Here is a 21,488-nt window from a genome sequence, read left to right as displayed (position 1 = left end):
ATATTTTTTGATTTTCTAGCGAGCAATCATGAGTCGTCTGCATCGTAAACCTGGGCATCCCTACTACATCGTTGCCCCTGAATATCGTGAAACTTCGTCTGGTATTCAGGCGCTTCACTATTTGTGCCACGCCCTTAATCTGGAGGGGCGAGAGGCCTATATCGCGGGTACGAGCGTCACCAGCCTCAAACTGAAGACGCCGTTGTTGGATGAGGCAACTCGAGAGCGTCATCGCCGAGAAGGGCTCGAGCCAATTGCTGTGTATCCAGAGGTAACGGCAGGAAATTGCCTCAATACGTCGGTAGTGGTGCGTTACGTCCTGAACAAGAGAGGGCTGCTCGCCGAAAAGGAAAAGGGCAATGAGGACGACTTGCTCTTCTATTTTCGCCGCGAGTTTTATGACGGTAATGATCCGGATGGCATGGACCTGCTACGGCTTCAGACTACAGACGTAGAGCTATTCTCGCTGCCCAAGCCACCGCGGCCTCGCTTTCGAAAGTTGCTGTACTTAAATCGTATTCCATATGATCAGGTGGATATTTCTTCGTTTCCCGAAACGATAGAAGTTTTGTCCATGGCAACACCTTTATCTCTCTCTGCGCTAGCTGAGCGTCTTCAGGAAGCAGAGGTGCTGTATAGCTATGAGTCTTCTTCTACGTGCTCCAAAGCGATTATGTGCGGTTGTCCTGTGGTCGCCCTGAAGCTGCCAGGTTATGAGCGGCTGGCCGTTTCGGAGCAAACGATAATCGATGTTGGTGGGGGATTTGCCTATTCAGACAGCCCCGAGGCTTTGGCGGAGGCGAGAGCCTCACTCCCTCATGCGCGTGATCTACTCAATGGTCTGGAGGATCAGTTCTGGGAGCAGCTTGCGGTATTTATGCGCAAGACGCAGGCGGCTGCCTGTGAGCGTGCTGCTCAAGTGGGGCGGCGGCAACTGACTCCTTGGCTTGCCGAGCGCGTGCCCACAGATGCACAGCATCGTCTGATTGCCGAGCACCTGCAGACCAGCAATGCACCAACTTTTGGTGTGCTCATTGTTGATCGCAAGGGTGATCCCGCACGTCTGGGCAAGACCATCAAGAGTCTGAGTCTGGAGAACAATCTGTATGCGGCGCTGCGTATCGTTGCCTTAACCCCGCAGGACGTGCCGCAGACTAGCGTTCAAGACAAGCTGCGCTTTATCCAAATCGATGGTGAGCAACCGCTGGCGGGTATAGACCTGGCGCTGCGTGAGGGTGGGTTCGACTGGTTCGTACTGGTCGAGGCCGGTTGTGAGTTCACCACTAGCGGCTTGATGATAGCGGCGCTGGATCTGATTGGCGCCCCAGGATGTCGTGCCGTTTACGGTGACGAGGTGGTGCGTCAGGACTCCGATGATCTTGGCCTGGCTCTGCGGCCAGGATTGAATCTGGACATGCTGCTCAGCCTGCCTAGTGCAATGGCCTGCCACTGGTTGTTCAATTGCAAGACCTGGCGGGATATGGGCGGATTCCGTCGCGAGGCCGGAAGAGCGTTCGAACTGGATTATCTCTTACGTCTGATCGAAGACAAGGGTCTGGAAGGGCTGGGCCATATCAGTGAGCCTTTATTGATTCGTGAGGCGTCCCCGTTGCGGGACAGCGTCGATGAGCGAGAGGTCATCCAACGCCACTTAATGGCGCGCGGTTTCCCGAAGGCCGCCGTGACCTCACGCCTGCCTGGTCACTACGATCTAGACTATGGAGTGGATGACAGCGCACTGGTGAGCATTCTCGTTCACACACAGGGCAGTCTGGCGAAGGCGCGCCGCTGTATTGAAACCATCCTGGAAAAAACCAGCTACCGCACATACGAAGTGCTACTGCTTGATCAGAGTGCAGATGATTCGGTCCTTCAAGGCTGGCTGAGCGGTATTGAACAGTTAGGTACGGATTCGATCCGAGTACTGCGTTTCTCCGATGTGCTGTCTTTGGCGCAGGTGCGCAACCAGGCGGCGGAGCATGCGAGAGGTGAGCTACTGCTGTGGCTGGATGTCGGCATTGCTGTGCTGGATTCCAATTGGTTGCATCAACTGGTCAACCATGCGGCTCGCCAGGAAGTCGGGGCCGTGGGGGCCAAGTTGCTGGCGGGTGACCAAACCATTCGGCATGCTGGCATCATATTGGGGCTTAATGGGCCGGTAGGGCGTGTATTCGTCGGTCAGCCATTGGAAGCCCCAGGTTATCTCCAGCGCCTTCTGGTGGACCAGAACTACGCGGCTGTCAGTGGCAAATGCCTGATGTTGCGCAAGAGTCTGTTCCTCAGCGCTGGACGTTTCGATGAAGACGCTGATCTGGCGCCCTGGGCTGATGTGGATCTTTGCCTGCGCCTGCATTCGGCAGGTTTCCTGAACGTCTGGACGCCGCGTGCCCCGATGCTCATCAATGAAGAGCCGGAGCCTGCTGCCACGACCGTGCAAGAAGATGCCATGTACGCTCGCTGGTTGCCCTTGCTGGCTCGTGATCCAGCGTATAACCCCAATTTCTCGTTGGGCTCAGGTGATGAGTTCAGCATCGCGCCGAGCAAGATGAACTGGCGTCCTCTTTCATCCTGGCGCCCCGTGCCGACGATTCTGGGGCATGCGGCAGACCAGCAAGGTTGCGGCAATTATCGGGTGATCCAGCCGTTGGAGGCGATGGATCGCGAGGGGCTGATAGACGGAACGCTGCTCTGGAACCAGCTGTCCGTGACGGAGCTGGAGCGGTTCGCACCCGACAGCATCGTATTGCAACGCCAGGTGGGGGAGTCTCAGATCGAAGGCATGCGCCGGATGAAGGCGTTTTCCAATGCCTTCAAGGTCTTCGAGCTGGACGACTATCTACCCAACCTGCCGATGAAGAGCATCCACAAGGCCCATATGCCCAAGGACATTGTCAGGGCGCTACGCCGCGGCTTGAGCTACGTTGATCGCTTCGTGGTTTCCACCGAGCCGCTGGCCGAAGCCTTCGCCGGTCTGCATGACGACATCCGGGTGGTTCATAATCGTCTCGATACGCGCTGGTGGCGAGGCTTGAGCAGTCAACGTCGTTGCTCTGGCAAGCCCCGGGTGGGCTGGGCTGGCGGTGTTAGTCATACCGGCGACCTGGAAATGATCGTCGATGTGGTTAAGGAGCTGGCCAACGAGGTGGAATGGGTTTTCTTTGGCATGTGCCCGGATAAGCTGCGTCCCTATGTGCATGAGTACCACGCCGGTGTGCCCATCCGGGATTACCCGGCGAAGCTGGCGCAGCTCAATTTGGATCTCGCCGTCGCTCCGGTGGAGCAGAACCTGTTCAACGATTGCAAGAGCAACCTTCGCCTGCTGGAGTACGGTGCCTGCGGCTTCCCGGTGATCTGCAGTGATGTGCTTTGTTACCAGAACAGCAACCTCCCGGTGACCCTGGTGAAGAACCGCTTCAGAGATTGGGTGGAAGCCATTCGTATGCATCTTGCCGACCTCGATGAGACCGCGCGCCTTGGTGATCGGCTGCGTGGTGCCGTACAGAGTCGCTGGATGCTTGAAGGCGATAACCTGCTGCTCTGGCGTGAGGCCTGGACCCCGGATTGAGGGGGAGCTGGCGGGCCTGCAACGGGCCCGCCGGGGCGATATATGCCAGTCTGACCTTTTTTCTGTCTAACTGATTGATTCTTTAGAAAGAAAAAAGATCATCAAAAAAACTGAAATTTACTGCTAAAGCTCTAGCCTCCTGCGCCGATACAAAAATCGAATGCGAACTCTCTGGGCGTCTGAGCATGCAGGCCCGAGCTCGCAAGCTCAGACAAACGGTTCTAAGGTCATCTGGAGGCAATACCATGGCCCTTACAGTCAACACTAACGTTGCGTCCCTCAACACTCAGCGTAACCTGAACAGCTCTTCCAAAGGCCTGGACACTTCCCTCCAGCGTCTCTCTACCGGCTTCCGCATCAACAGCGCGAAGGACGACGCAGCAGGCCTGCAGATCTCCAATCGCCTGACCAGCCAGATCAACGGCCTGGGCGTTGCCACTCGTAACGCCAACGACGGTATCTCTCTGGCCCAGACCGCTGAAGGCGCCCTGCAGCAGTCCACCGGTATTCTGCAGCGTATGCGTGACCTGGCCCTGCAATCGGCCAACGGCTCCAACGGTGCTACCGAACGTGCTGCACTGCAGTCCGAAGTGTCCCAGCTGCAACAGGAGCTGAACCGTATTTCCGAGACCACCAGCTTCGGTGGCCGCAAGATCCTCGACGGTTCGTTCGGTTCCCAGAGCTTCCAGGTGGGTGCCAACGCCTACGAGACCATCAACGTCTCCATCGGCTCGGCTGCGACTGACCGCATCGGCATCAACCGTGTCACCACTTCCGGTGGTGGTGCTGGCACCATCGCCAGCGGTGCCAGTGGTGCGGCTGCTTACGGTACTTCTGCCTACACCGATACTTCGTTCCAGATCGCTTCCAAGTTCACCGCAGGTGCATCCGGTGGTGTGGTCGACATTAGCGGTCCGGCCAGTGGCGCCGCAGCCAGTGAAATCGCTCGCGCCGTCAATGCCAAGAGTGACGAGACTGGTGTGACTGCCAACGCTCGCACCGTTGCCGAGTTGGGTAGCATTTCTGCAAGCGGCACCATTTCCTTCGAACTGTATGGCGCCAATAGCACCACCAAAGATACCGATAAGGCCGTGATCTCCGCCGTGGTTACCGATACCAAGGACCTTGGTGCTCTGGCCGACGCGATCAACAGGGAAACTGGCAAGACTGGTATCTCGGCCATCTCCAAAGGTGACAAGATTGAGCTGGTCAACTCCCGTGGTGACGCCATCGCGATCAAGAACTACCAGGGCGGTAGCGGTGCGACTGCAAGCCTGCAGACCAAGAACTTTGCTGGTGACGAGAACGTTGGTAGCTCCGGCAGCATCACGGCAGGTGGCGGTGCTCGTGCTGACGGCCAGGTTCAACTGGAAGCAGCTGATGCCTTTGAAGTGCGCGGCATGAGTGCCGGCCTGGGTGAGGACAAGTTTAGTACCCTGGACTCGGTTCGTGACATCGATATCAGCACCGCCGGTGGCGCGCAGACCGCTCTGGGTATCATCAACGGCGCGATCTCCAATATCGATAGTCAGCGCGCTCAGCTTGGTGCGGTGCAGAATCGCTTCGAGAACACCATCTCGAATCTGCAGAGCATCAGTGAGAACTCCTCGGCCGCCCGCAGCCGAATTCAGGACACTGACTTCGCTACCGAGACTGCGAACCTGACCAAGAACCAGATCCTGCAGCAGGCAGGTACTGCGATCCTGGCCCAGGCCAACCAGCTGCCGCAGGCCGTGCTCAGCCTGCTGGGCTAAGGTAAAGGCGCTAGACTGCGGGGGGAAGGGCTTGGCTCTTTCCCCCGTTACCTCATTGTGAGGAGAAATGTATGGACGTTGGTTCGGTTAAGCTCCCTGTACTTCCTGCGCTTGGCCGCGATGGCAGCGTATCTGGTGCTGTCGATGTCCGCCAGAAATCCACCGCTGCTGGCGATGCCGGCGCTGCTAAGGATGTGGACGAGGCTGCACAGCCTGGTGCAAGCACCGTCCAGCCTGCTCAGGGTGTGAGTCGCAAGCAGGTCGAGGATGCGGTTGCGACTATTCAGGAGTTCGTTCAAAGCGTTCGACGCAGCATTAACTTTGCCGTAGACGACGGTTCTGGCCGGGTCGTGGTAAAGGTAACGGACGCTGGATCAGGTGATGTGATTCGACAAATTCCATCAGAAGAAGCGCTCAAGCTGGCAGAGAACCTGTCGGAGGTGCGTAGTCTACTGTTCAAGGCTGAGGCATAAGCAGTAAACCTTGGCATGAGTTTTGATTGATGCTCGTCCCAGTGATGAGTGACGTCGAATGTTTGACGAGGTAGCGCAACATGGCCGGTATTACAGGAATAAACTCGGGACTCAACATTGACGAGATCGTCAAGTCTCTGGTCAATGCCGAAAAAGCGCCGAAGGCCAATCAGCTCGACAATCTCGAGAAGGCAACCACTACCCGGATTTCGGCAATCGGCACGCTTACTGGAGCGATCAACACCTTCAAAAGCGCCGTTGACTCCTTGAACAAGGCCTCTCTCTTCGAATCGCGCACGGCCAGCACGTCCAGTAGCAGCGTGGTAAAAGCCTCGGCGACATCCACGGCTCCAGCCGGTAGCTACAGCTTGCAAGTGCAGCAGCTGGCATCCAGCAGCAAGGTAGCGCTGCAGTCCGTATCTGGTGGCACTGGCGCTAAGTTTAGTGGTGGTATCCTGGAGATTTCTGCCGGTTCGACGAGTATCAATGTCGAAGTCACGGAGGCCAACAATACTCTGGCCGGGATACGCGACTCGATCAATGAGGCCGGTAAGAGCAGTGGTATCAGCGCAACCATTATTACAGACGACTCGGGTTCTCGCTTGGTATTGAGTTCGACCAAGACAGGGCAGGGTAATGACGTAAAGGTGACGGTGCCGCCACCTTCAGGTGATGAAGTAGCAGGCGATAACCAGCTTTCCGTGCTGGCTTTCACCGCCGCCGATGATCCTGATAATCCCGGCGCCTATCTAAAGCCAGATTCGACCTCCGGTGCGGGTGGGGTCATTACTCAAGCTAAGTCTGCCAAATTGACCATCGACGGTCTGCAATTGGTTCGGAACAACAATCGTATCGAGGACGCCCTTGAAGGTGTAACGCTTGATCTGCTTGCTGCCCAAAGCTCCAGCGATCTGGCCGATGGCAAGACCATTAATCTTACCGTGGGCGTCGACAAAGGCACTGTAAAAAGCAGCCTTCAAAAGTTCGTCGATGCCTACAATGCGCTAATCTCCACTACCTCGCAGCTGACGGCTTTCGTCCCGGTGGATGGTTCCAAGCCTGTAACGGGGCCTCTGTTCGGTGATACATCCGTACGTAGCCTTATCTCAGGAATGCGTAACGAATTGGTGAGTGCATCTGGGCAAGGCGGCATTCAAGCGCTTGCGGAGTTGGGCATAACCACCGCAAAGGACGGCAAACTGTCCCTGGACGACACTAAGCTAACTGCTGCGCTAGATAAGAACTTCGACGAGGTAGGGGCTTATCTGACTGGGAACGGCGGTTTGATGGGGCGCCTGTCGAGTTTTACCTCCTCGTACGTTGCTACTGATGGGGTGCTCAAGCAGCGTAACGATGCGCTACAAGCCACCAAGCAGGATGTCGACAAGCAGCGCAAGGCGTTGGACGTGCGTGTCGAGAGTCTGCAAAAGCGTCTTTATTCGCAATTCAATGCCATGGATTCTCTGGTCGGGCAGCTCAAGCAAACCAGCAATAGCCTGAGCAGCATGCTCGCCAACCTGCCCGGCTTCGTCAGAAAGGATAAGTAATTCATGAGCAAAAACCCGATCGATGCCTACAAGCAGGTCAAAACCAGCCAAGAGGTGTCCCCTTATCGTACGGTGCAGCTGTTGCTCGAAGGCGCCTTGCAACGTGTGATGCTGGCCAAGCAAGCGCTCGCTGAAGGCGATACCGAGATTCGTGGCATGGCCGTAGGCAGCACCATCACTATTTTGGGTGTGCTGCAGGCTGCTTTGGACAAAGAACTTGGCGGAGAGATCGCCGAGAATCTGGATGCGCTCTATGACTACATGACTCGCCGTCTGGCAGGTGTAGCGCTGGATGAAACGCCTCGTACATTGGACGAAGTTCAGGCCCTGCTGACCGATATCAAGACCGCCTGGGATGCGATCGGCCCTGAGGTCGAGCCGGCGACGGCAGGGTGATTTTTCGCTAAAGGTTCAGTCGCGTTCGCCGATACGTTAAGTATCAAGCCTATCGTTAGAGCGAGAGCGATTATGAATGCAATGGCGGCCCTCAGGCAGTATCAAACCGTCAACAACCAAGCCCAGGCTGCAGAGGCCAGCCCTCATCGTCTGATTCAGATGTTGATGGAGGGCGGCTTGTCTCGCATCGCTCAGGCGCGTGGCGCCATGGAGCGCGAGCAGACTGCGCTGAAAGGCGAGCTGATCGGCAAGAGCATTGCCATCATCGCCGGTTTGCGGGAGAGTCTGGATCATCAGCAGGGTGGTGAGCTGGCTGGTAACCTGGACAGTCTGTATGAATACATGATCGCCCGTTTGACCGAGGCCAACGTCAGCAATGAGCCCGAACTTCTCGAAGAAGTATCGATGCTGCTGCGCAACATCAAACAGGGTTGGGATGCCATCGCTCAGTAATGAGCTGGCATCAGAGGAGAAGCGAATGAGTTCATCCGTCCAGCATCTGCAAGCCACCGGGTCGGCCCTGCGTGATGCGTTGGCCAATCAGGACTGGGCCGCGATTGGCGCGCTCGATGTGCAATGCCGTATGGCAGTCGAAGCAGCCATGGTCGATAGTCGCGAAGAGGAAGACCTGCGCAGCGGCTTGGAAAACCTCCTCGCACTCTACCGTGAGCTGGTCACCGTTTGTCAGGCCGAGCAGCAGCGTCTGGCCAGTGAGCTGGTGCAGCTCAATCAATCCCACCAGGGCGCCAAGGTCTATCAGCTTTTCGGCTAATTCTCCGCGTTTACCGAGTTTAACCAGCAGGTTCGACTCGGTTTCCTCTCGTTGCGCTTTCTGTTTGCTCTCCTTTCATCGATTGCTGATTACTTGGCTTTGCAAGCGGCTGCTTGAATGATGCTTACAAGGAGCAAAAAATTACGCCATAAAATTGACTGGCTTCAATTTTTTGACTTTACTAGTGGCAAGTTGCCGGTGTGCGCCGAAGAACTGGCATCCAATTTCCTTACTCCTCGGGTCAGACAAGCACAAGATGTGGCGTGAAACCAAAATCCTGTTGATCGATGACAATGCCGCGCGCCGCCATGAGCTGGCGATCATTCTGAGCTTTCTCGGGGAAGAGCATCTGGCCTGCACCAGTCAGAACTGGCGCAGTGCGGTCGCCGAGCTGGGGGCCAGTCGCGAAGTGCTCAGCGTTTTGCTGGGCGATGTCGAGGCCAAGGGCGGCGCGCTGGAGCTGACCAAGCAGATCGCCGGCTGGGATGAGTTTCTGCCGCTATTGACGATTGGCGAATTCAGCTTCGCCGAGTGGCCGGAAGACCTGCGTAGGCGGGTGCTGGCCAGCCTGGAAACCCCGCTCAGCTACAACAAACTGCTCGACTCCCTGCATCGTGCCCAGGTCTATCGTGAAATGTACGACCAGGCCCGTGACCGGGGCCGTCAGCGCGAGCCCAACCTGTTTCGCAGCCTGGTAGGCACCAGTCGCGCCATCCAGCAAGTCAGGCAAATGATGCAGCAGGTGGCCGATACCGAGGCCAGCGTGTTGATTCTCGGTGAGTCCGGAACCGGCAAGGAAGTGGTCGCGCGCAACCTGCACTATCACTCCAAGCGCCGTGAAGCGCCGTTCGTACCGGTCAACTGTGGTGCCATTCCTGCCGAATTGCTGGAGAGCGAGCTGTTTGGGCATGAGAAAGGCGCGTTCACCGGCGCCATCACCAGTCGGGCAGGGCGCTTCGAGCTGGCCAATGGCGGTACGCTGTTCCTCGACGAGATCGGTGACATGCCGCTGCCGATGCAGGTCAAGCTGTTGCGTGTGCTGCAGGAGCGAACCTTCGAACGCGTTGGCAGCAACAAGACCCAGACGGCTGATGTGCGCATCATCGCTGCCACGCACAAGAACCTGGAGAAGATGATCGAGGACGGCAGCTTCCGCGAGGATCTGTACTACCGCCTAAATGTCTTCCCGATCGAAATGGCGCCGCTGCGCGAGCGCATCGAAGACATCCCGCTGCTGATGAACGAGCTGATCTCGCGCATGGAGCACGAAAAGCGCGGCTCCATACGCTTCAATTCCGCCGCTATCATGTCGCTGTGCCGCCATGACTGGGCAGGCAACGTGCGCGAGCTAGCCAATCTGGTGGAGCGTATGGCAATCATGCATCCCTATGGCGTGATCGGCGTTGGCGAACTGCCGAAGAAATTCCGTCATGTCGACGATGAAGATGAGCAGCTTGCAGCCAGCCTGCGTGACGAGATGGAAGAGCGCGCGGCGATCATGGCCGGCCTGCCGGGCCTGGATACGCCGGCGATGCTGCCGACGGAAGGTCTGGATCTGAAGGACTACCTTGGCAACCTGGAGCAAGGGCTGATCCAGCAAGCGCTGGACGATGCTGGTGGCGTGGTGGCCCGTGCGGCCGAACGCCTGCGTATTCGGCGTACCACCTTGGTGGAGAAAATGCGCAAGTACGGTATGAGTCGTCGCGAAGAGGATGGCCAAGAGGAGGATTGATCCCTCTGGCGCAGGCTAGATAGCAGAACGAAAGCCGGAGCTTTGACGCAAGCTCCGGCTTCGTTTTTTCAAGTGATTGAAAAATAACAATAAAAAAGTAGGCACGGGGATTGCTAAAGCTCTTGTATCCGACCGTCTTCTGACGGTGCGTCGTACGAGAGAAGCAGATGGAAGCCAACCGTCGTCCTACCGAGTCAGCCGAGCCAAGCCTTGCTGCGCCGCTCGAACAAGCCAGTCGTGCAGGACTGGAGCAGGCCTTTGCCCTGTTCAATCAGATGTCCAGCCAGCTCAGCGAGTCGTACAGCCTGCTCGAGGCACGAGTCAATGAGCTGAAGGGGCAGCTGGCGCTGGTCAGCGCTCAGCGTATGCAGGAGTTGGCCGAGAAGGAACGTCTGGCGCATCGCTTGCAGAGCCTGCTGGATCTGCTGCCCGGTGGCGTGATCGTCATCGATGGTCAGGGTGTCGTACGTGAAGCCAACCCCGTGGCCCGCGCATTGCTGGGCCAGCCGCTGGTGGGCATGCTCTGGCGCCAGGTGATCGCTCGCAATTTCGCGCCGCGCGAAGATGACGGCCACGAAATCTCCATGCGCGATGGACGTCGTTTGTCCATCGCGACCCGTTCCCTGCATGGGGAGCCGGGGCAGTTGGTACTGCTGACGGACCTGACGGAAACCCGCCGCCTGCAGGATCAGCTATCTCGTCATGAGCGTCTCTCGGCGCTGGGGCGAATGGTGGCTTCGCTCGCGCATCAGATTCGAACGCCACTCTCCGCTGCTTTGCTCTATGCCAGCCATCTCAACGAGCAGGTTCTGCCAGCCGAACAGCAGCAGCGTTTCGCTGGGCGCTTGAAGGAGCGTCTGCACGAGCTGGAGAACCAGGTACGCGACATGCTGATCTTCGCCCGTGGAGAGCTGCCATTGCCGGATCGTCTGGCGCCGTCGGCCCTGTTCGATGCGCTGCGTGCGGCTGCCGACGCGCATGTCGGTGGCATGGCCGTGCGCTGGCAGTGCGATGTGCGCGACGGTGAGTTGTTGTGCAATCGCGACACACTGGTCGGCACCGTGCTCAACCTGATCGACAATGCCATCCAGGCGGCTGGCCGCGAGGCGCGTCTGAAGATTCATCTGTATCGCCGCGAAAACCAATTGCGCCTGTGCGTCAGTGACGACGGGCCGGGGATGACTCAGGAAACCCTGGCGCGTCTGGGCGAACCCTTCTTTACCACCAAGACCACCGGAACCGGTCTCGGCCTGGCCGTGGTCAAGGCTGTGGCGCGTGCTCATCAGGGCCAACTGCTGCTGCAATCACGTGCAGGTCGTGGCACCTGCGCCATCGTTTCTCTACCGCTGCTCGATGCAGCGCCTCACTCGAATCAGGAGTAACCCATGGCTGCCAAAGTCCTGCTGGTTGAAGACGATCGCGCACTGCGCGAAGCCCTGGCCGACACCCTGTGCCTGGGCGGGCATGATTATCGGGCGGTCGATTGTGCCGAAGCGGCCTTGGTCGCGCTGACCGAGGAGCCCTTCGGTCTGGTCGTCAGTGATGTCAACATGCCGGGTATGGATGGGCATCAGTTGTTGGCGCAGATTCGCAGCCGCTACCCGCAGCTGCCGGTACTGTTGATGACGGCGTTTGGCGCCGTGGAGCGGGCGGTAGATGCCATTCGCCAGGGTGCGGCCGATTATCTGGTCAAGCCGTTCGAGCCGCGCACGCTACTGGAGTTGGTGGCCAAGCACGCACTGGGCAAAATGACCGCCGGTGACCGTGACGGCCCTGTAGCGCTCGAACCGGCCAGCGTGCAGCTGCTGGAGCTGGCGTCGCGCGTGGCGCAGAGCGATTCGACGGTGATGATCACAGGTGAGTCCGGGACTGGTAAGGAAGTATTGGCGCGCTATATCCACCAGCAGTCGCCACGTGCAGCCGGCCCATTCATCGCCATCAACTGTGCGGCGATTCCCGACAACATGCTCGAGGCCACGCTGTTCGGCCATGAGAAGGGGGCTTTCACCGGTGCTGTCACTGCGCAGCCCGGCAAGTTCGAGCTGGCCGATGGCGGCACCATTCTGCTCGATGAAATTTCCGAAATGCCGCTGGGCTTGCAGGCCAAGTTGCTGCGTGTGCTGCAGGAACGTGAGGTGGAGCGGGTCGGGGCACGCAAGCCTATCAACCTGGATATTCGCGTGCTGGCCACCAGCAACCGTGATCTGGCCAGCGAAGTGGCGGCCGGCCGTTTCCGAGAAGATCTTTACTATCGCCTGTCGGTTTTTCCGTTGGCGTGGCGTCCTCTGCGTGAGCGACCTGCCGATATCCTGCCGCTGGCCGAGAGGCTGCTGGCCAAGCACGTCAAAAAAATGAATCAGGCGCCGGTACGTTTGTCCGAGTCGGCTGCACAAAGCCTGGTCCAGCATCAATGGCCGGGCAATGTGCGTGAATTGGACAACGCCATTCAGCGTGCCTTGATTCTGCAGCAGGGCGGGGTGATTCAGGAGCAGGATCTGTGCCTGCATGCACCCATCGGGCAAACGGTGCAGAGCGCTGCCCCGCGTCTGGCGGTCGTGCCCAGCGTTGCGCCACCGGTGACGCAGCCGGTTGAGTCGCCGAATGTAGTGGACTCCGGTGCATTGGGCGAGGATCTTCGTCGTCGCGAGTTTCAAGTCATCATCGATACCCTGCGTGCCGAGCGTGGTCGGCGCAAGGAAGCTGCGGAGCGCCTGGGTATCAGCCCGCGCACCCTGCGCTACAAGCTGGCGCAGATGCGCGATGCCGGTATGGATGTCGAGGCATATCTTTACGCCAGTTAATCTGGCCTTGTCCAAATCCTGCCTTCAAGGGCGAGCCAGGCGCTTTCTTCAGCGTCTGGTTTGCCTCTTCGCTTTTACCGTCCATTCGCTCGACTTCAGGGCGCTTGTGCCTGTCGTCTGAGTCTTGCCATCTTTTCCTGCGCTGTTGGCACCCTTGTTGCTAATACCCCTGCATAGCGCCGCTAGTGTCAAAAAGCGGGCAGTGGAGGAAGTCATGAGCCAAGGTGTCGAATTCAATCGCTTGATGCTGGAAATGCGTTCCATGCAGGCTGAGGCCATGTCGCGCCAGAAACCTGTTGCGAGCGAGCCGGTACAAGGGGCGCCGAGTTTCTCGGAAATGCTCGGCCAGGCGGTGAACAAGGTCAACGAGACCCAGCAGGCATCCAGTAAGCTCGCCACTGCCTTCGAGATGGGCCAGAGTGGGGTTGATCTGACCGACGTGATGATCGCCTCGCAGAAAGCCGGCGTATCCTTTCAAGCCATGACCCAAGTGCGTAACAAGCTGGTCCAGGCGTATCAAGACATCATGCAGATGCCGGTCTGAGGGTTGATTCATGGCTGAGGCAGCAGTAGCAAACGTACCGGCCAAGGCCGAAGCGGGGGAGCCGAAGAAGCCCCTGCTGGGTCTTAGCTTCCTGGAAAATCTCGCCGAAATGTCGGTGTTGCGTCAGCTTGGCCTGCTGGTCGGCCTGGCGGCCAGCGTGGCCATCGGCTTTGCCGTTGTGCTCTGGTCGCAGCAGCCGGATTACCGTCCGCTCTATGGCAGCCTCAACGGTATGGACGCTACCCAGGTGGTCGAGACCCTGACCGCTTCCGGTATCGATTACACCATCGAACCCAACTCCGGTGCACTGCTGGTCAAGGCGGACGACCTGGCGCGCGCGCGTATGCGCCTGGCTGCTGCCGGCGTGGCGCCGACCGACAACAGTGTGGGTTTCGAAATTCTCGACCGCGAGCAGGGGCTGGGCACCAGCCAGTTCATGGAGGCGACCCGTTATCGCCGTGGCCTCGAGGGCGAACTGGCGCGCACGGTTGCCAGCCTCAACAATGTCAAGGCGGCACGCGTGCATCTGGCCATGCCCAAAGCGTCGGTTTTCGTGCGTGACGAGCGCAAGCCGTCCGCCTCGGTTCTGGTCGAGCTCTATCCCGGGCGCGCGCTGGAGCCGAGTCAGGTCATGGCGATCGTCAATCTGGTGGCTACCAGCGTGCCCGAGTTGGACAAGGGCCAGGTCACCGTCGTCGATCAGAAGGGCAACCTGCTTTCCGATCAGCAGGAGCTCTCCGAGCTGACCATGGCTGGCAAGCAGTTCGACTACACGCGGCGCATGGAGAGCCTGTTCACCCAGCGCGTGCACAACATCCTGCAGCCGGTGCTGGGCAACGGTCGCTACAAGGCGGAAGTTTCGGCTGACGTTGATTTCAGCTCGGTCGAGTCCACCTCCGAGATGTTCAACCCGGATCAGCCTGCGCTGCGCAGCGAGCAGCAGGTCAATGAGCAGCGTCAGAGCAGCCTGCCGCCGCAGGGTGTGCCGGGCGCGCTGTCCAATCAACCGCCAGGTCCGGCTGCCGCTCCCGAGCAGGCCGCTGGCGCCGCCGCACCGGCTGGTCCGGTTGCCGCGGGCCAGCCGCTGGTCGATGCCAATGGCCAGCAGATCATGGACCCGGTTACCGGTCAGCCGATGCTGGCGCCGTACCCGGCGGACAAGCGCGAACAGTCCACGCGTAACTTCGAGCTGGATCGCTCCATCAGCTATACCCGCCAGCAACAGGGGCGCCTGCGTCGCCTGTCGGTGGCGGTGGTGGTGGATGACCAGGTGCGGGTCGATCCGGCTACCGGTGAGACCACTCGCGTGCCGTGGACGGCCGATGACCTGGCGCGCTTCACCCGCCTGGTACAGGACTCGGTGGGCTTCGATGCCAGCCGTGGCGATAGCGTCAGCGTGATCAACACGGCCTTCAACGCGTCGCAGGGCGAGGAAATTCCTGATATTCCGTTCTACACCCAGCCCTGGTTCTGGGACATCGTCAAGCAGGTGCTCGGCGTGCTGTTCATCCTGGTGCTGGTGTTCGGCGTGTTGCGGCCGGTGCTCAACAACATCACCGGCGGCGGCAAGGGCAAGGAACTGGCAGGCGCCGGCGATGTGGAGCTTGGCGAAATGGCCGGTCTGGATGGCGAGCTGTCCGATGATCGTGTCAGCCTCGGTGGGCCGCAGAGCATCATGTTGCCAAGCCCCAGTGAGGGGTATGATGCGCAACTGAACGCAATCAAGAGTCTGGTGGCGGAGGATCCTGGCCGCGTAGCCCAGGTCGTCAAAGAGTGGATCAACGCAGATGAGTGACAATCGTACCGCTACCAAGCTGACCAAGGTCGACAAGGCGGCGATTCTGCTGCTTTCGCTGGGCGAGACCGACGCTGCGCAGGTGCTACGTCACCTCGGGCCGAAAGAAGTGCAGCGCGTCGGCGTCGCCATGGCCGGCATGCGCAACATCCACCGCGAGCAGGTCGAGCAGGTCATGAGCGAGTTCGTCGAGATCGTCGGCGACCAGACCAGCCTGGGTGTCGGCTCCGACGGCTACATCCGCAAGATGCTCACCGCGGCGCTGGGCGAAGACAAGGCCGGCAACCTCATCGACCGCATCCTCCTTGGCGGCAGCACCAGTGGTCTGGACAGCCTGAAGTGGATGGAGCCAAGGGCCGTTGCCGATGTGATTCGCTATGAGCACCCGCAGATTCAGGCCATCGTCGTCGCCTATCTCGACCCGGATCAGGCCGGCGAGGTGCTCAGCCATTTCGATCACAAGGTGCGTCTGGACATCATTCTGCGCGTGTCGTCGCTGAATACCGTGCAGCCGTCTGCGCTCAAGGAACTCAACCAGATTCTCGAGAAGCAATTCTCCGGCAGTGCCAACACCACGCGCGCCACCATGGGCGGTGTCAAGCGGGCGGCGGACATCATGAACTTCCTCGACAGCTCGGTGGAAGGTCAGCTGATGGATTCCATTCGCGAGGTGGACGAAGACCTGTCGACGCAGATCGAAGACCTGATGTTCGTTTTCGACAACCTGGCCGATGTCGACGACCGCGGCATTCAGGCGCTGATGCGCGAGGTCTCGTCCGAGGTGCTGGTGCTGGCGCTCAAGGGCGCCGATGATGCGATCAAGGACAAGGTGTTCAAGAACATGTCCAAGCGCGCGGCCGAGCTGCTGCGCGACGACCTGGAAGCCAAGGGGCCGGTACGGGTCAGCGATGTGGAAGCGGCGCAGAAGGAAATTCTCACCATCGCCCGGCGCATGGCCGAGGCCGGAGAGATCGTGCTCGGCGGCAAGGGTGGCGAGGAGATGGTCTAAACCATGGCAGCCAAGGAGCCTGAGAGCGAGCTGATTCGCGCCAAGGATCTGGGCACCGTCGACCGCTGGGCTTTGCCCAGCTTTGACGCGCCGGGAGAGGAACCGGTCGAGGTTGATGTCCCGGCCGACGAGCCAGCGCCCTCAGCTGCCGAAGCCGAAGCCCAGGACACCGGGCAGGTGGAAGAGGTCGCCATCGAGGATGTCAAACCGCTGACGCTCGATGAGCTCGAAGCCATCCGCCAGGACGCCTACAACGAAGGCTTCGCCACCGGCGAGAAGGACGGCTTTCATGCTGGCCAGATCAAGGCCAAGCAGGAGGCCGACGCCGCCCTGGCGCTCAAGATAGGCAGTCTGGAAAAACTCATGACGCAACTGCTCGATCCGATTGCCGAACAGGATCAGCAGATGGAAGTGGCCATGGTGCGTCTGGTCAGCCATATGGTGCGCGAGGTGATTCAGCGTGAGCTGAGCACCGATTCCAGCCAGATTCGTCAGGTTCTGCGCGAGGCGCTCAAGCTGCTGCCTATGGGGGCGGACAACGTGCGCATCCAGGTCAACCCGCAAGACTTCGAAACGATCAAGGCGCTGCGTGAGCGTCATGAGGAAAGCTGGCGCATCCTAGAAGATGACAGCCTGCTGCCTGGCGGTTGCCGTATCGAGTCGGAACACAGCCAGATCGACGCCAGCGTCGAGACACGTATGGCGCAGGCGCTCAAGCAACTGTTCGAGCAACAGCGTGCGCAAAGCACCCAGCCGCCGGAGGCTGACATCAACCTGGATCTGGATAGCGACGATGCGTCTTGACCGCGTGAGCTTCGCCCGACGTCTGGAGGGCTACAGCGATGCGATCAGCCTACCCAGCCAACCCATACTCGAAGGCCGTCTTTTGCGCATGGTCGGTCTTACGCTGGAGGCTGAAGGTCTGCGTGCGGCGGTTGGCAGCCGTTGTCTGGTGATCAACGACGACAGCTACCACCCGGTTCAGGTCGAAGCCGAGGTGATGGGCTTCTCCGGAGGCAAGATCTATCTGATGCCGGTGGGCAGCCTTGCCGGCATCGCGCCGGGCGCGCGCGTGGTGCCTTTGCCGGATGCCGGGCGCCTGCCCATGGGCATGACCATGCTTGGCCGGGTGCTCGATGGCGCCGGACGTGCGCTGGACGGCAAGGGCGGCATGAAAGCCGAAGATTGGGTGCCGATGGACGGCCCGACCATCAACCCGCTCAACCGTGATCCCATCAGCCAGCCGCTGGACGTCGGCATTCGTTCGATCAACGGCCTGCTTACCGTTGGGCGTGGCCAGCGTCTCGGCCTGTTCGCCGGTACCGGTGTCGGCAAGTCGGTGCTGTTGGGCATGATGACGCGCTTCACGGAGGCCGAGATCATCGTCGTCGGGCTGATCGGCGAGCGGGGGCGGGAGGTCAAGGAATTCATCGACGAGATTCTCGGCGAAGAGGGGCTCAAGCGCTCCGTTGTCGTGGCCTCGCCGGCCGATGATGCACCGCTGATGCGGCTGCGCGCTGCGCAGTACTGCACGCGTATCGCCGAATATTTCCGCGACAAGGGTAAGAACGTCCTGCTGCTGATGGACTCGCTCACGCGCTATGCCCAGGCCCAGCGTGAAATTGCTCTGGCCATCGGTGAGCCGCCGGCCACCAAAGGTTATCCGCCTTCGGTGTTCGCCAAGTTGCCCAAGCTGGTCGAGCGTGCCGGCAATGCCGAGGCTGGCGGTGGTTCGATCACCGCGTTCTATACCGTATTGAGCGAGGGCGATGATCAGCAGGATCCGATCGCCGACGCCGCGCGCGGTGTGCTCGATGGGCACTTCGTTCTGTCTCGCCGTCTGGCGGAGGAGGGCCACTACCCGGCGATTGATATCGAGTCCTCGATCAGTCGCGTCATGCCGCAGGTGGTGCCAGCGGAGCAGCTCAGACAGGCGCAGCGTTTCAAACAGCTGTGGTCGCGCTACCAGCAGAGTCGCGATCTGATCAGTGTCGGCGCCTATGTTCCGGGGGGCGATGCGGACACAGACCTTGCCATCGCGCGCCAGCCGGCGATGGCTCAGTACCTGCGTCAGCGGCTGGACGAAAGCGTGGGCATGCCGCAGAGCCGTGAACAATTGGCCGCCGTGCTGGGGCAGTGATGGTGTGGACGATGTATTTGCTCGATATCAGTGAGGCTGCACGGCGATGAGTCTCAGTCGCGCCAAGCGCCTGCAGCCGGTTGTCGAGATGGCAGAAAAAGCCGAGCGCGAGGCCGCCCGACAACTGGGGCATTGCCAGGGGCTAGTCGGCCAGGCCGAGGCGAAACTGGGGGAGCTGGAGCGCTTTCGTGGCGATTACCAGCAGCAGTGGATCAGCGAGGGCAGCAAGGGCGTTTCCGGCCAGTGGCTGATGAACTATCAGCGCTTTTTGTCGCAGCTAGAGACTGCGGTTGGTCAGCAGCAGCAAAGTCTGGAGTGGCATCGTGCCAACCTGGAGAAGGTGCGTGCCGTGTGGCAGCAGCGCTACGCGCGCCTCGAGGGCCTGCGCAAACTGGTCCAGCGCTATATCGACGAAGCGCGTCTGGCTGAAGACAAGCGCGAGCAGAAACTGCTCGACGAACTGGCGCAGCGGCTGATTGATCGCGGCGAACCCTGATTAGAAGTTGTTTCGGCGCCTGTCAGATGCTACACCTTCAGTCGTGAACCGCCCTATCTGGCAAAGTCTCGACAAAGGAGTAGACATGGCCATCACCTCGCAACCGTCGGCGGACGGGCAAGAGCTGACCATCGTGATTCGAGGACGCTTCGACTTCGCCTCCCACCAGGAATTTCGTGACGCCTACGAGCGCGTCAACGTGACGCCCAGGCGTTATCAGGTCGATCTGCGCGACACCAGCTATCTGGATAGCTCGGCACTGGGCATGCTGCTGCTCTTGCGTGATCACGCGGGCGGCGATTCGGCGCAGATCCGCCTGCTCAACTGCAGCAGCGACGTGCGCAAGATTCTCGCCATTTCCAATTTCGAGCAGCTGTTCCAGATCAGTTGATGCCTGATCGTCTCGCGATCCTGATCGCCGAGGACAACGCCGCGGATCGCATGCTGTTGTCCACCATCGTCAGTCGCCAGGGCCATCGGGTCCTGACCGCGAGCAATGGTCTGGAAGCGGTCGCTCTGTTCGAGCAGGAGCGCCCGCATCTGGTCCTGATGGATGCGCTGATGCCGGTAATGGATGGCTTCGAGGCTGCGCGACGAATCAAGGAGCAGGCCGGCGAGGCGCTGGTGCCAATCATCTTTCTCACCTCGCTTACCGAGGGGGAGGCGCTTGTGCGCTGCCTGGAGGCAGGTGGTGACGACTTTCTCGCCAAGCCCTACAACCGGGTGATACTCGAAGCCAAGATCGGTGCGATGGATCGCCTGCGCCGTCTGCACGACACGGTGTTGCGCCAGCGCGACCTGATTGCCCGGCACAACGAGCACCTGCTGCGCGAGCAGCGCGTAGCCAAGGCAGTATTCGACAAGGTGGCGCATTCCGGCTGCCTGGACGCGCCGAACATCCGCTATATGCAATCGCCTTATGCGCTGTTCAACGGTGACTTGCTGCTGGCGGCCTACAAGCCTTCCGGCGGCATGCACGTGATGCTCGGTGACTTCACCGGCCATGGCTTGCCGGCGGCGATTGGCGCCATGCCACTGGCCGAGGTGTTCTACGGCATGACGGCCAAGGGCCACTCCCTGGCCGAAATCCTTCGCGAGATCAACGCCAAGCTCAAGCGCATCCTGCCGGTGGGCGTTTTCTGCTGCGCCACCGTGCTCAACATCAGCAGCAAGCGCGGTCTGCTCGAGGTGTGGAATGGTGGCTTGCCGGATGGCTATCTGCTGCATGCCGATGGCCGTCCGCGTCAGCCGCTGGTGTCACGCCACTTGCCGCTTGGCATCCTTGATCCCGCAGCGTTCAGTGATCGTTGCGAGGTTTATCCGCTGTCGCCGGGAGATCGCATCTTTCTGCTCAGCGATGGTGTGCTTGAAGCCAGTGATCAGCAGGGGCAGCTGTTCGGTGAGGACCGCCTGCTCAGGCTGTTGGACGCCAATCGTCAGCCGCAGGCCTTGTTCGAGGAGATCCAGCAGGCGCTGGTGGCGTTTCGCGGCGAGCAGCAGGACGATGTCAGTCTGGTCCAGGTGGGGCTCGCTGAGGACGAGGAGCGTCCGCGGCCGCTGGCCTTTGCCGACAGCGGGCAGAGTAGCGTGATGGACTGGTCGGCCAGTTTCGAGTTTCGCGCGCTGAGTCTGCGCCATTTCAACCCCTTGCCGTTCCTGTTGCAGCTGCTGCTGGACGTGCAGGCGCTGCGCCCGCGTGGTGGAGAGCTGTATACGGTGCTTGCCGAGCTTTATTCCAATGCGCTGGAGCATGGCGTGATGGGCCTGGATTCCTCGCTCAAGCAGGATGCGAGCGGTTTTGCCGAGTACTACCGGGAGCGGCGTCTGCGCCTGGCCTCACTGCAGGATGGCTATGTGCGCTTTCACCTGCAGATGCTGCCAACGGGAAATGGCGGTCGCCTTGTTGTCGGGGTGGAGGACAGCGGGCCCGGTTTCGATCCAGCCAGGATCATGGCAACTCGAGACAATGCGCTCTGCGGGCGTGGTCTGGCACTGGTTCGGGAGTTGAGCGACGGCTTTGCTTGCGGTCCCGACGGACGGGGCGTCAGCGTGGAGTTTTGTTGGTCCGCTGAGGCATAATCCGGGCCTTGATGTTCAGGGAGTGACCCGGTGTCCGATATTCATCTCGACGATGCCGTCCTGGCGGCGCTACAGGACGTCATGGAAGACGAATACCCGATTCTGCTCGATACCTTCGTTGCCGATTCCGAGGAGCGTTTGCGCCTGCTGCATCAGGCGCTGGCCGAGGGCGATGCGCAGGGCTTGCGTCTGGCTGCGCACAGCTTCAAGGGCAGTTGCAGCAACATGGGCGCGATCATATTGGCCGGCCTGTGCAAGGAGCTCGAGGATGCCGGTCGGCGCGAGGCGCTGGAACCGGCTCCGGCACTGATCGAGCAGATCGAGCGCGAGTTCGCCATTGTGCGCATCCTGTTCAAGTCCGAGCGGCAGCGCTACCGAGCCTGAC

19 protein-coding genes are annotated in these 21,488 nt (G+C 60.0%); all 19 read left to right on the top strand.

What is annotated here, in order from left to right:
- Window positions 1-28: 28 nt before the first annotated feature.
- The 19 genes from GYB81_RS10090 to GYB81_RS10000 all read left to right on the top strand — a co-directional run bounded on the left by GYB81_RS10090 (window position 29) and on the right by GYB81_RS10000 (window position 21,487).
- The gene (locus GYB81_RS10090) at window positions 29-3,565 is read left to right on the top strand and encodes a glycosyltransferase family 2 protein (RefSeq protein ID WP_233787540.1); all 3,537 of its coding nucleotides are present in this window, start codon (window positions 29-31) and stop codon (window positions 3,563-3,565) included.
- Window positions 3,566-3,810: 245 nt separating this feature from the next.
- Window positions 3,811-5,319, top strand: a complete 1,509-nt coding sequence (locus GYB81_RS25185; RefSeq protein ID WP_161865564.1) for a flagellin — start codon at window positions 3,811-3,813, stop codon at window positions 5,317-5,319.
- A 71-nt stretch (window positions 5,320-5,390) separates the two neighbouring features.
- Entirely contained in the window at window positions 5,391-5,792 is a 402-nt protein-coding gene (locus GYB81_RS10080) for a flagellar protein FlaG (RefSeq protein WP_161865565.1), read from the top strand.
- A gap of 80 nt (window positions 5,793-5,872) precedes the next feature.
- Window positions 5,873-7,339 (top strand): flagellar filament capping protein FliD, encoded by a 1,467-nt coding sequence (gene fliD, locus GYB81_RS10075; RefSeq protein WP_161865566.1) that lies wholly within the window; start codon window positions 5,873-5,875, stop codon window positions 7,337-7,339.
- A 3-nt stretch (window positions 7,340-7,342) separates the two neighbouring features.
- Window positions 7,343-7,735 carry a flagellar export chaperone FliS gene (gene fliS / locus GYB81_RS10070; protein ID WP_161865567.1) on the top strand — a complete coding sequence of 131 codons (393 nt, stop codon included), beginning with the start codon at window positions 7,343-7,345 and terminating at the stop codon, window positions 7,733-7,735.
- 72 nt (window positions 7,736-7,807) lie between these two features.
- On the top strand, window positions 7,808-8,188 hold the full coding sequence (gene fliS / locus GYB81_RS10065; RefSeq protein WP_161865568.1) for a flagellar export chaperone FliS: 381 nt from the start codon (window positions 7,808-7,810) through the stop codon (window positions 8,186-8,188).
- A 25-nt stretch (window positions 8,189-8,213) separates the two neighbouring features.
- Window positions 8,214-8,507: a flagellar protein FliT gene (fliT, locus tag GYB81_RS10060; RefSeq protein ID WP_161865569.1), complete on the top strand. Its 294-nt coding sequence runs from the start codon at window positions 8,214-8,216 to the stop codon at window positions 8,505-8,507.
- A 256-nt stretch (window positions 8,508-8,763) separates the two neighbouring features.
- On the top strand, window positions 8,764-10,239 hold the full coding sequence (locus GYB81_RS10055; RefSeq protein ID WP_161897814.1) for a sigma-54 dependent transcriptional regulator: 1,476 nt from the start codon (window positions 8,764-8,766) through the stop codon (window positions 10,237-10,239).
- 167 nt (window positions 10,240-10,406) lie between these two features.
- Window positions 10,407-11,621, top strand: coding sequence for a sensor histidine kinase (locus tag GYB81_RS10050; protein WP_161865571.1), 1,215 nt, complete (start codon window positions 10,407-10,409; stop codon window positions 11,619-11,621).
- Window positions 11,622-11,624: 3 nt separating this feature from the next.
- Window positions 11,625-13,040, top strand: coding sequence for a sigma-54-dependent response regulator transcription factor FleR (fleR, locus tag GYB81_RS10045; protein WP_161865572.1), 1,416 nt, complete (start codon window positions 11,625-11,627; stop codon window positions 13,038-13,040).
- A gap of 214 nt (window positions 13,041-13,254) precedes the next feature.
- The gene (gene fliE / locus GYB81_RS10040) at window positions 13,255-13,584 is read left to right on the top strand and encodes a flagellar hook-basal body complex protein FliE (protein WP_161865573.1); all 330 of its coding nucleotides are present in this window, start codon (window positions 13,255-13,257) and stop codon (window positions 13,582-13,584) included.
- Window positions 13,585-13,594: 10 nt separating this feature from the next.
- Complete coding sequence (gene fliF, locus GYB81_RS10035) at window positions 13,595-15,379, top strand: flagellar basal-body MS-ring/collar protein FliF (protein ID WP_161865574.1); 1,785 nt, start codon at window positions 13,595-13,597, stop codon at window positions 15,377-15,379.
- The gene (gene fliG / locus GYB81_RS10030) at window positions 15,372-16,388 is read left to right on the top strand and encodes a flagellar motor switch protein FliG (RefSeq protein WP_024307703.1); all 1,017 of its coding nucleotides are present in this window, start codon (window positions 15,372-15,374) and stop codon (window positions 16,386-16,388) included. The genes fliF and fliG overlap by 8 nt, the downstream gene beginning before the upstream one ends.
- A 3-nt stretch (window positions 16,389-16,391) precedes the next feature.
- Window positions 16,392-17,192 (top strand): flagellar assembly protein FliH, encoded by an 801-nt coding sequence (fliH, locus tag GYB81_RS10025; protein WP_161865575.1) that lies wholly within the window; start codon window positions 16,392-16,394, stop codon window positions 17,190-17,192.
- The gene (gene fliI, locus GYB81_RS10020) at window positions 17,182-18,528 is read left to right on the top strand and encodes a flagellar protein export ATPase FliI (RefSeq protein WP_161865576.1); all 1,347 of its coding nucleotides are present in this window, start codon (window positions 17,182-17,184) and stop codon (window positions 18,526-18,528) included. The genes fliH and fliI overlap by 11 nt, the downstream gene beginning before the upstream one ends.
- Window positions 18,529-18,574: 46 nt before the next feature.
- Complete coding sequence (fliJ, locus tag GYB81_RS10015; RefSeq protein WP_021489636.1) at window positions 18,575-19,024, top strand: flagellar export protein FliJ; 450 nt, start codon at window positions 18,575-18,577, stop codon at window positions 19,022-19,024.
- Between the two features lie 85 nt (window positions 19,025-19,109).
- Complete coding sequence (locus GYB81_RS10010; protein ID WP_161865577.1) at window positions 19,110-19,415, top strand: STAS domain-containing protein; 306 nt, start codon at window positions 19,110-19,112, stop codon at window positions 19,413-19,415.
- Window positions 19,415-21,103 (top strand): fused response regulator/phosphatase, encoded by a 1,689-nt coding sequence (locus GYB81_RS10005; protein ID WP_161865578.1) that lies wholly within the window; start codon window positions 19,415-19,417, stop codon window positions 21,101-21,103. The genes GYB81_RS10010 and GYB81_RS10005 overlap by 1 nt, the downstream gene beginning before the upstream one ends.
- A gap of 30 nt (window positions 21,104-21,133) precedes the next feature.
- Window positions 21,134-21,487: an Hpt domain-containing protein gene (locus tag GYB81_RS10000; protein ID WP_161865579.1), complete on the top strand. Its 354-nt coding sequence runs from the start codon at window positions 21,134-21,136 to the stop codon at window positions 21,485-21,487.
- The last annotated feature ends 1 nt before the right edge of the window (window position 21,488 follow it).

The organism is Pseudomonas yangonensis, from assembly GCF_009932725.1.
In the GTDB taxonomy this organism is placed as follows: Bacteria; Pseudomonadota; Gammaproteobacteria; order Pseudomonadales; family Pseudomonadaceae; genus Aquipseudomonas; species Aquipseudomonas yangonensis.
This window is presented reverse-complemented; position numbering and strand designations above follow the sequence as displayed.

Excerpts from the sequence above, each read along its gene's own strand:
- GYB81_RS10090 (WP_233787540.1), top strand. The coding sequence starts at position 29 with ATGAGTCGTCTGCATCGTAAACCTGGGCATCCCTACTACATCGTTGCC.
- GYB81_RS25185 (WP_161865564.1), top strand. The coding sequence starts at position 3,811 with ATGGCCCTTACAGTCAACACTAACGTTGCGTCCCTCAACACTCAGCGT.
- GYB81_RS10080 (WP_161865565.1), top strand. The coding sequence starts at position 5,391 with ATGGACGTTGGTTCGGTTAAGCTCCCTGTACTTCCTGCGCTTGGCCGC.
- fliD (WP_161865566.1), top strand. The coding sequence starts at position 5,873 with ATGGCCGGTATTACAGGAATAAACTCGGGACTCAACATTGACGAGATC.
- fliS (WP_161865567.1), top strand. The coding sequence starts at position 7,343 with ATGAGCAAAAACCCGATCGATGCCTACAAGCAGGTCAAAACCAGCCAA.
- fliS (WP_161865568.1), top strand. The coding sequence starts at position 7,808 with ATGAATGCAATGGCGGCCCTCAGGCAGTATCAAACCGTCAACAACCAA.
- fliT (WP_161865569.1), top strand. The coding sequence starts at position 8,214 with ATGAGTTCATCCGTCCAGCATCTGCAAGCCACCGGGTCGGCCCTGCGT.
- GYB81_RS10055 (WP_161897814.1), top strand. The coding sequence starts at position 8,764 with ATGTGGCGTGAAACCAAAATCCTGTTGATCGATGACAATGCCGCGCGC.
- GYB81_RS10050 (WP_161865571.1), top strand. The coding sequence starts at position 10,407 with ATGGAAGCCAACCGTCGTCCTACCGAGTCAGCCGAGCCAAGCCTTGCT.
- fleR (WP_161865572.1), top strand. The coding sequence starts at position 11,625 with ATGGCTGCCAAAGTCCTGCTGGTTGAAGACGATCGCGCACTGCGCGAA.
- fliE (WP_161865573.1), top strand. The coding sequence starts at position 13,255 with ATGAGCCAAGGTGTCGAATTCAATCGCTTGATGCTGGAAATGCGTTCC.
- fliF (WP_161865574.1), top strand. The coding sequence starts at position 13,595 with ATGGCTGAGGCAGCAGTAGCAAACGTACCGGCCAAGGCCGAAGCGGGG.
- fliG (WP_024307703.1), top strand. The coding sequence starts at position 15,372 with ATGAGTGACAATCGTACCGCTACCAAGCTGACCAAGGTCGACAAGGCG.
- fliH (WP_161865575.1), top strand. The coding sequence starts at position 16,392 with ATGGCAGCCAAGGAGCCTGAGAGCGAGCTGATTCGCGCCAAGGATCTG.
- fliI (WP_161865576.1), top strand. The coding sequence starts at position 17,182 with ATGCGTCTTGACCGCGTGAGCTTCGCCCGACGTCTGGAGGGCTACAGC.
- fliJ (WP_021489636.1), top strand. The coding sequence starts at position 18,575 with ATGAGTCTCAGTCGCGCCAAGCGCCTGCAGCCGGTTGTCGAGATGGCA.
- GYB81_RS10010 (WP_161865577.1), top strand. The coding sequence starts at position 19,110 with ATGGCCATCACCTCGCAACCGTCGGCGGACGGGCAAGAGCTGACCATC.
- GYB81_RS10005 (WP_161865578.1), top strand. The coding sequence starts at position 19,415 with ATGCCTGATCGTCTCGCGATCCTGATCGCCGAGGACAACGCCGCGGAT.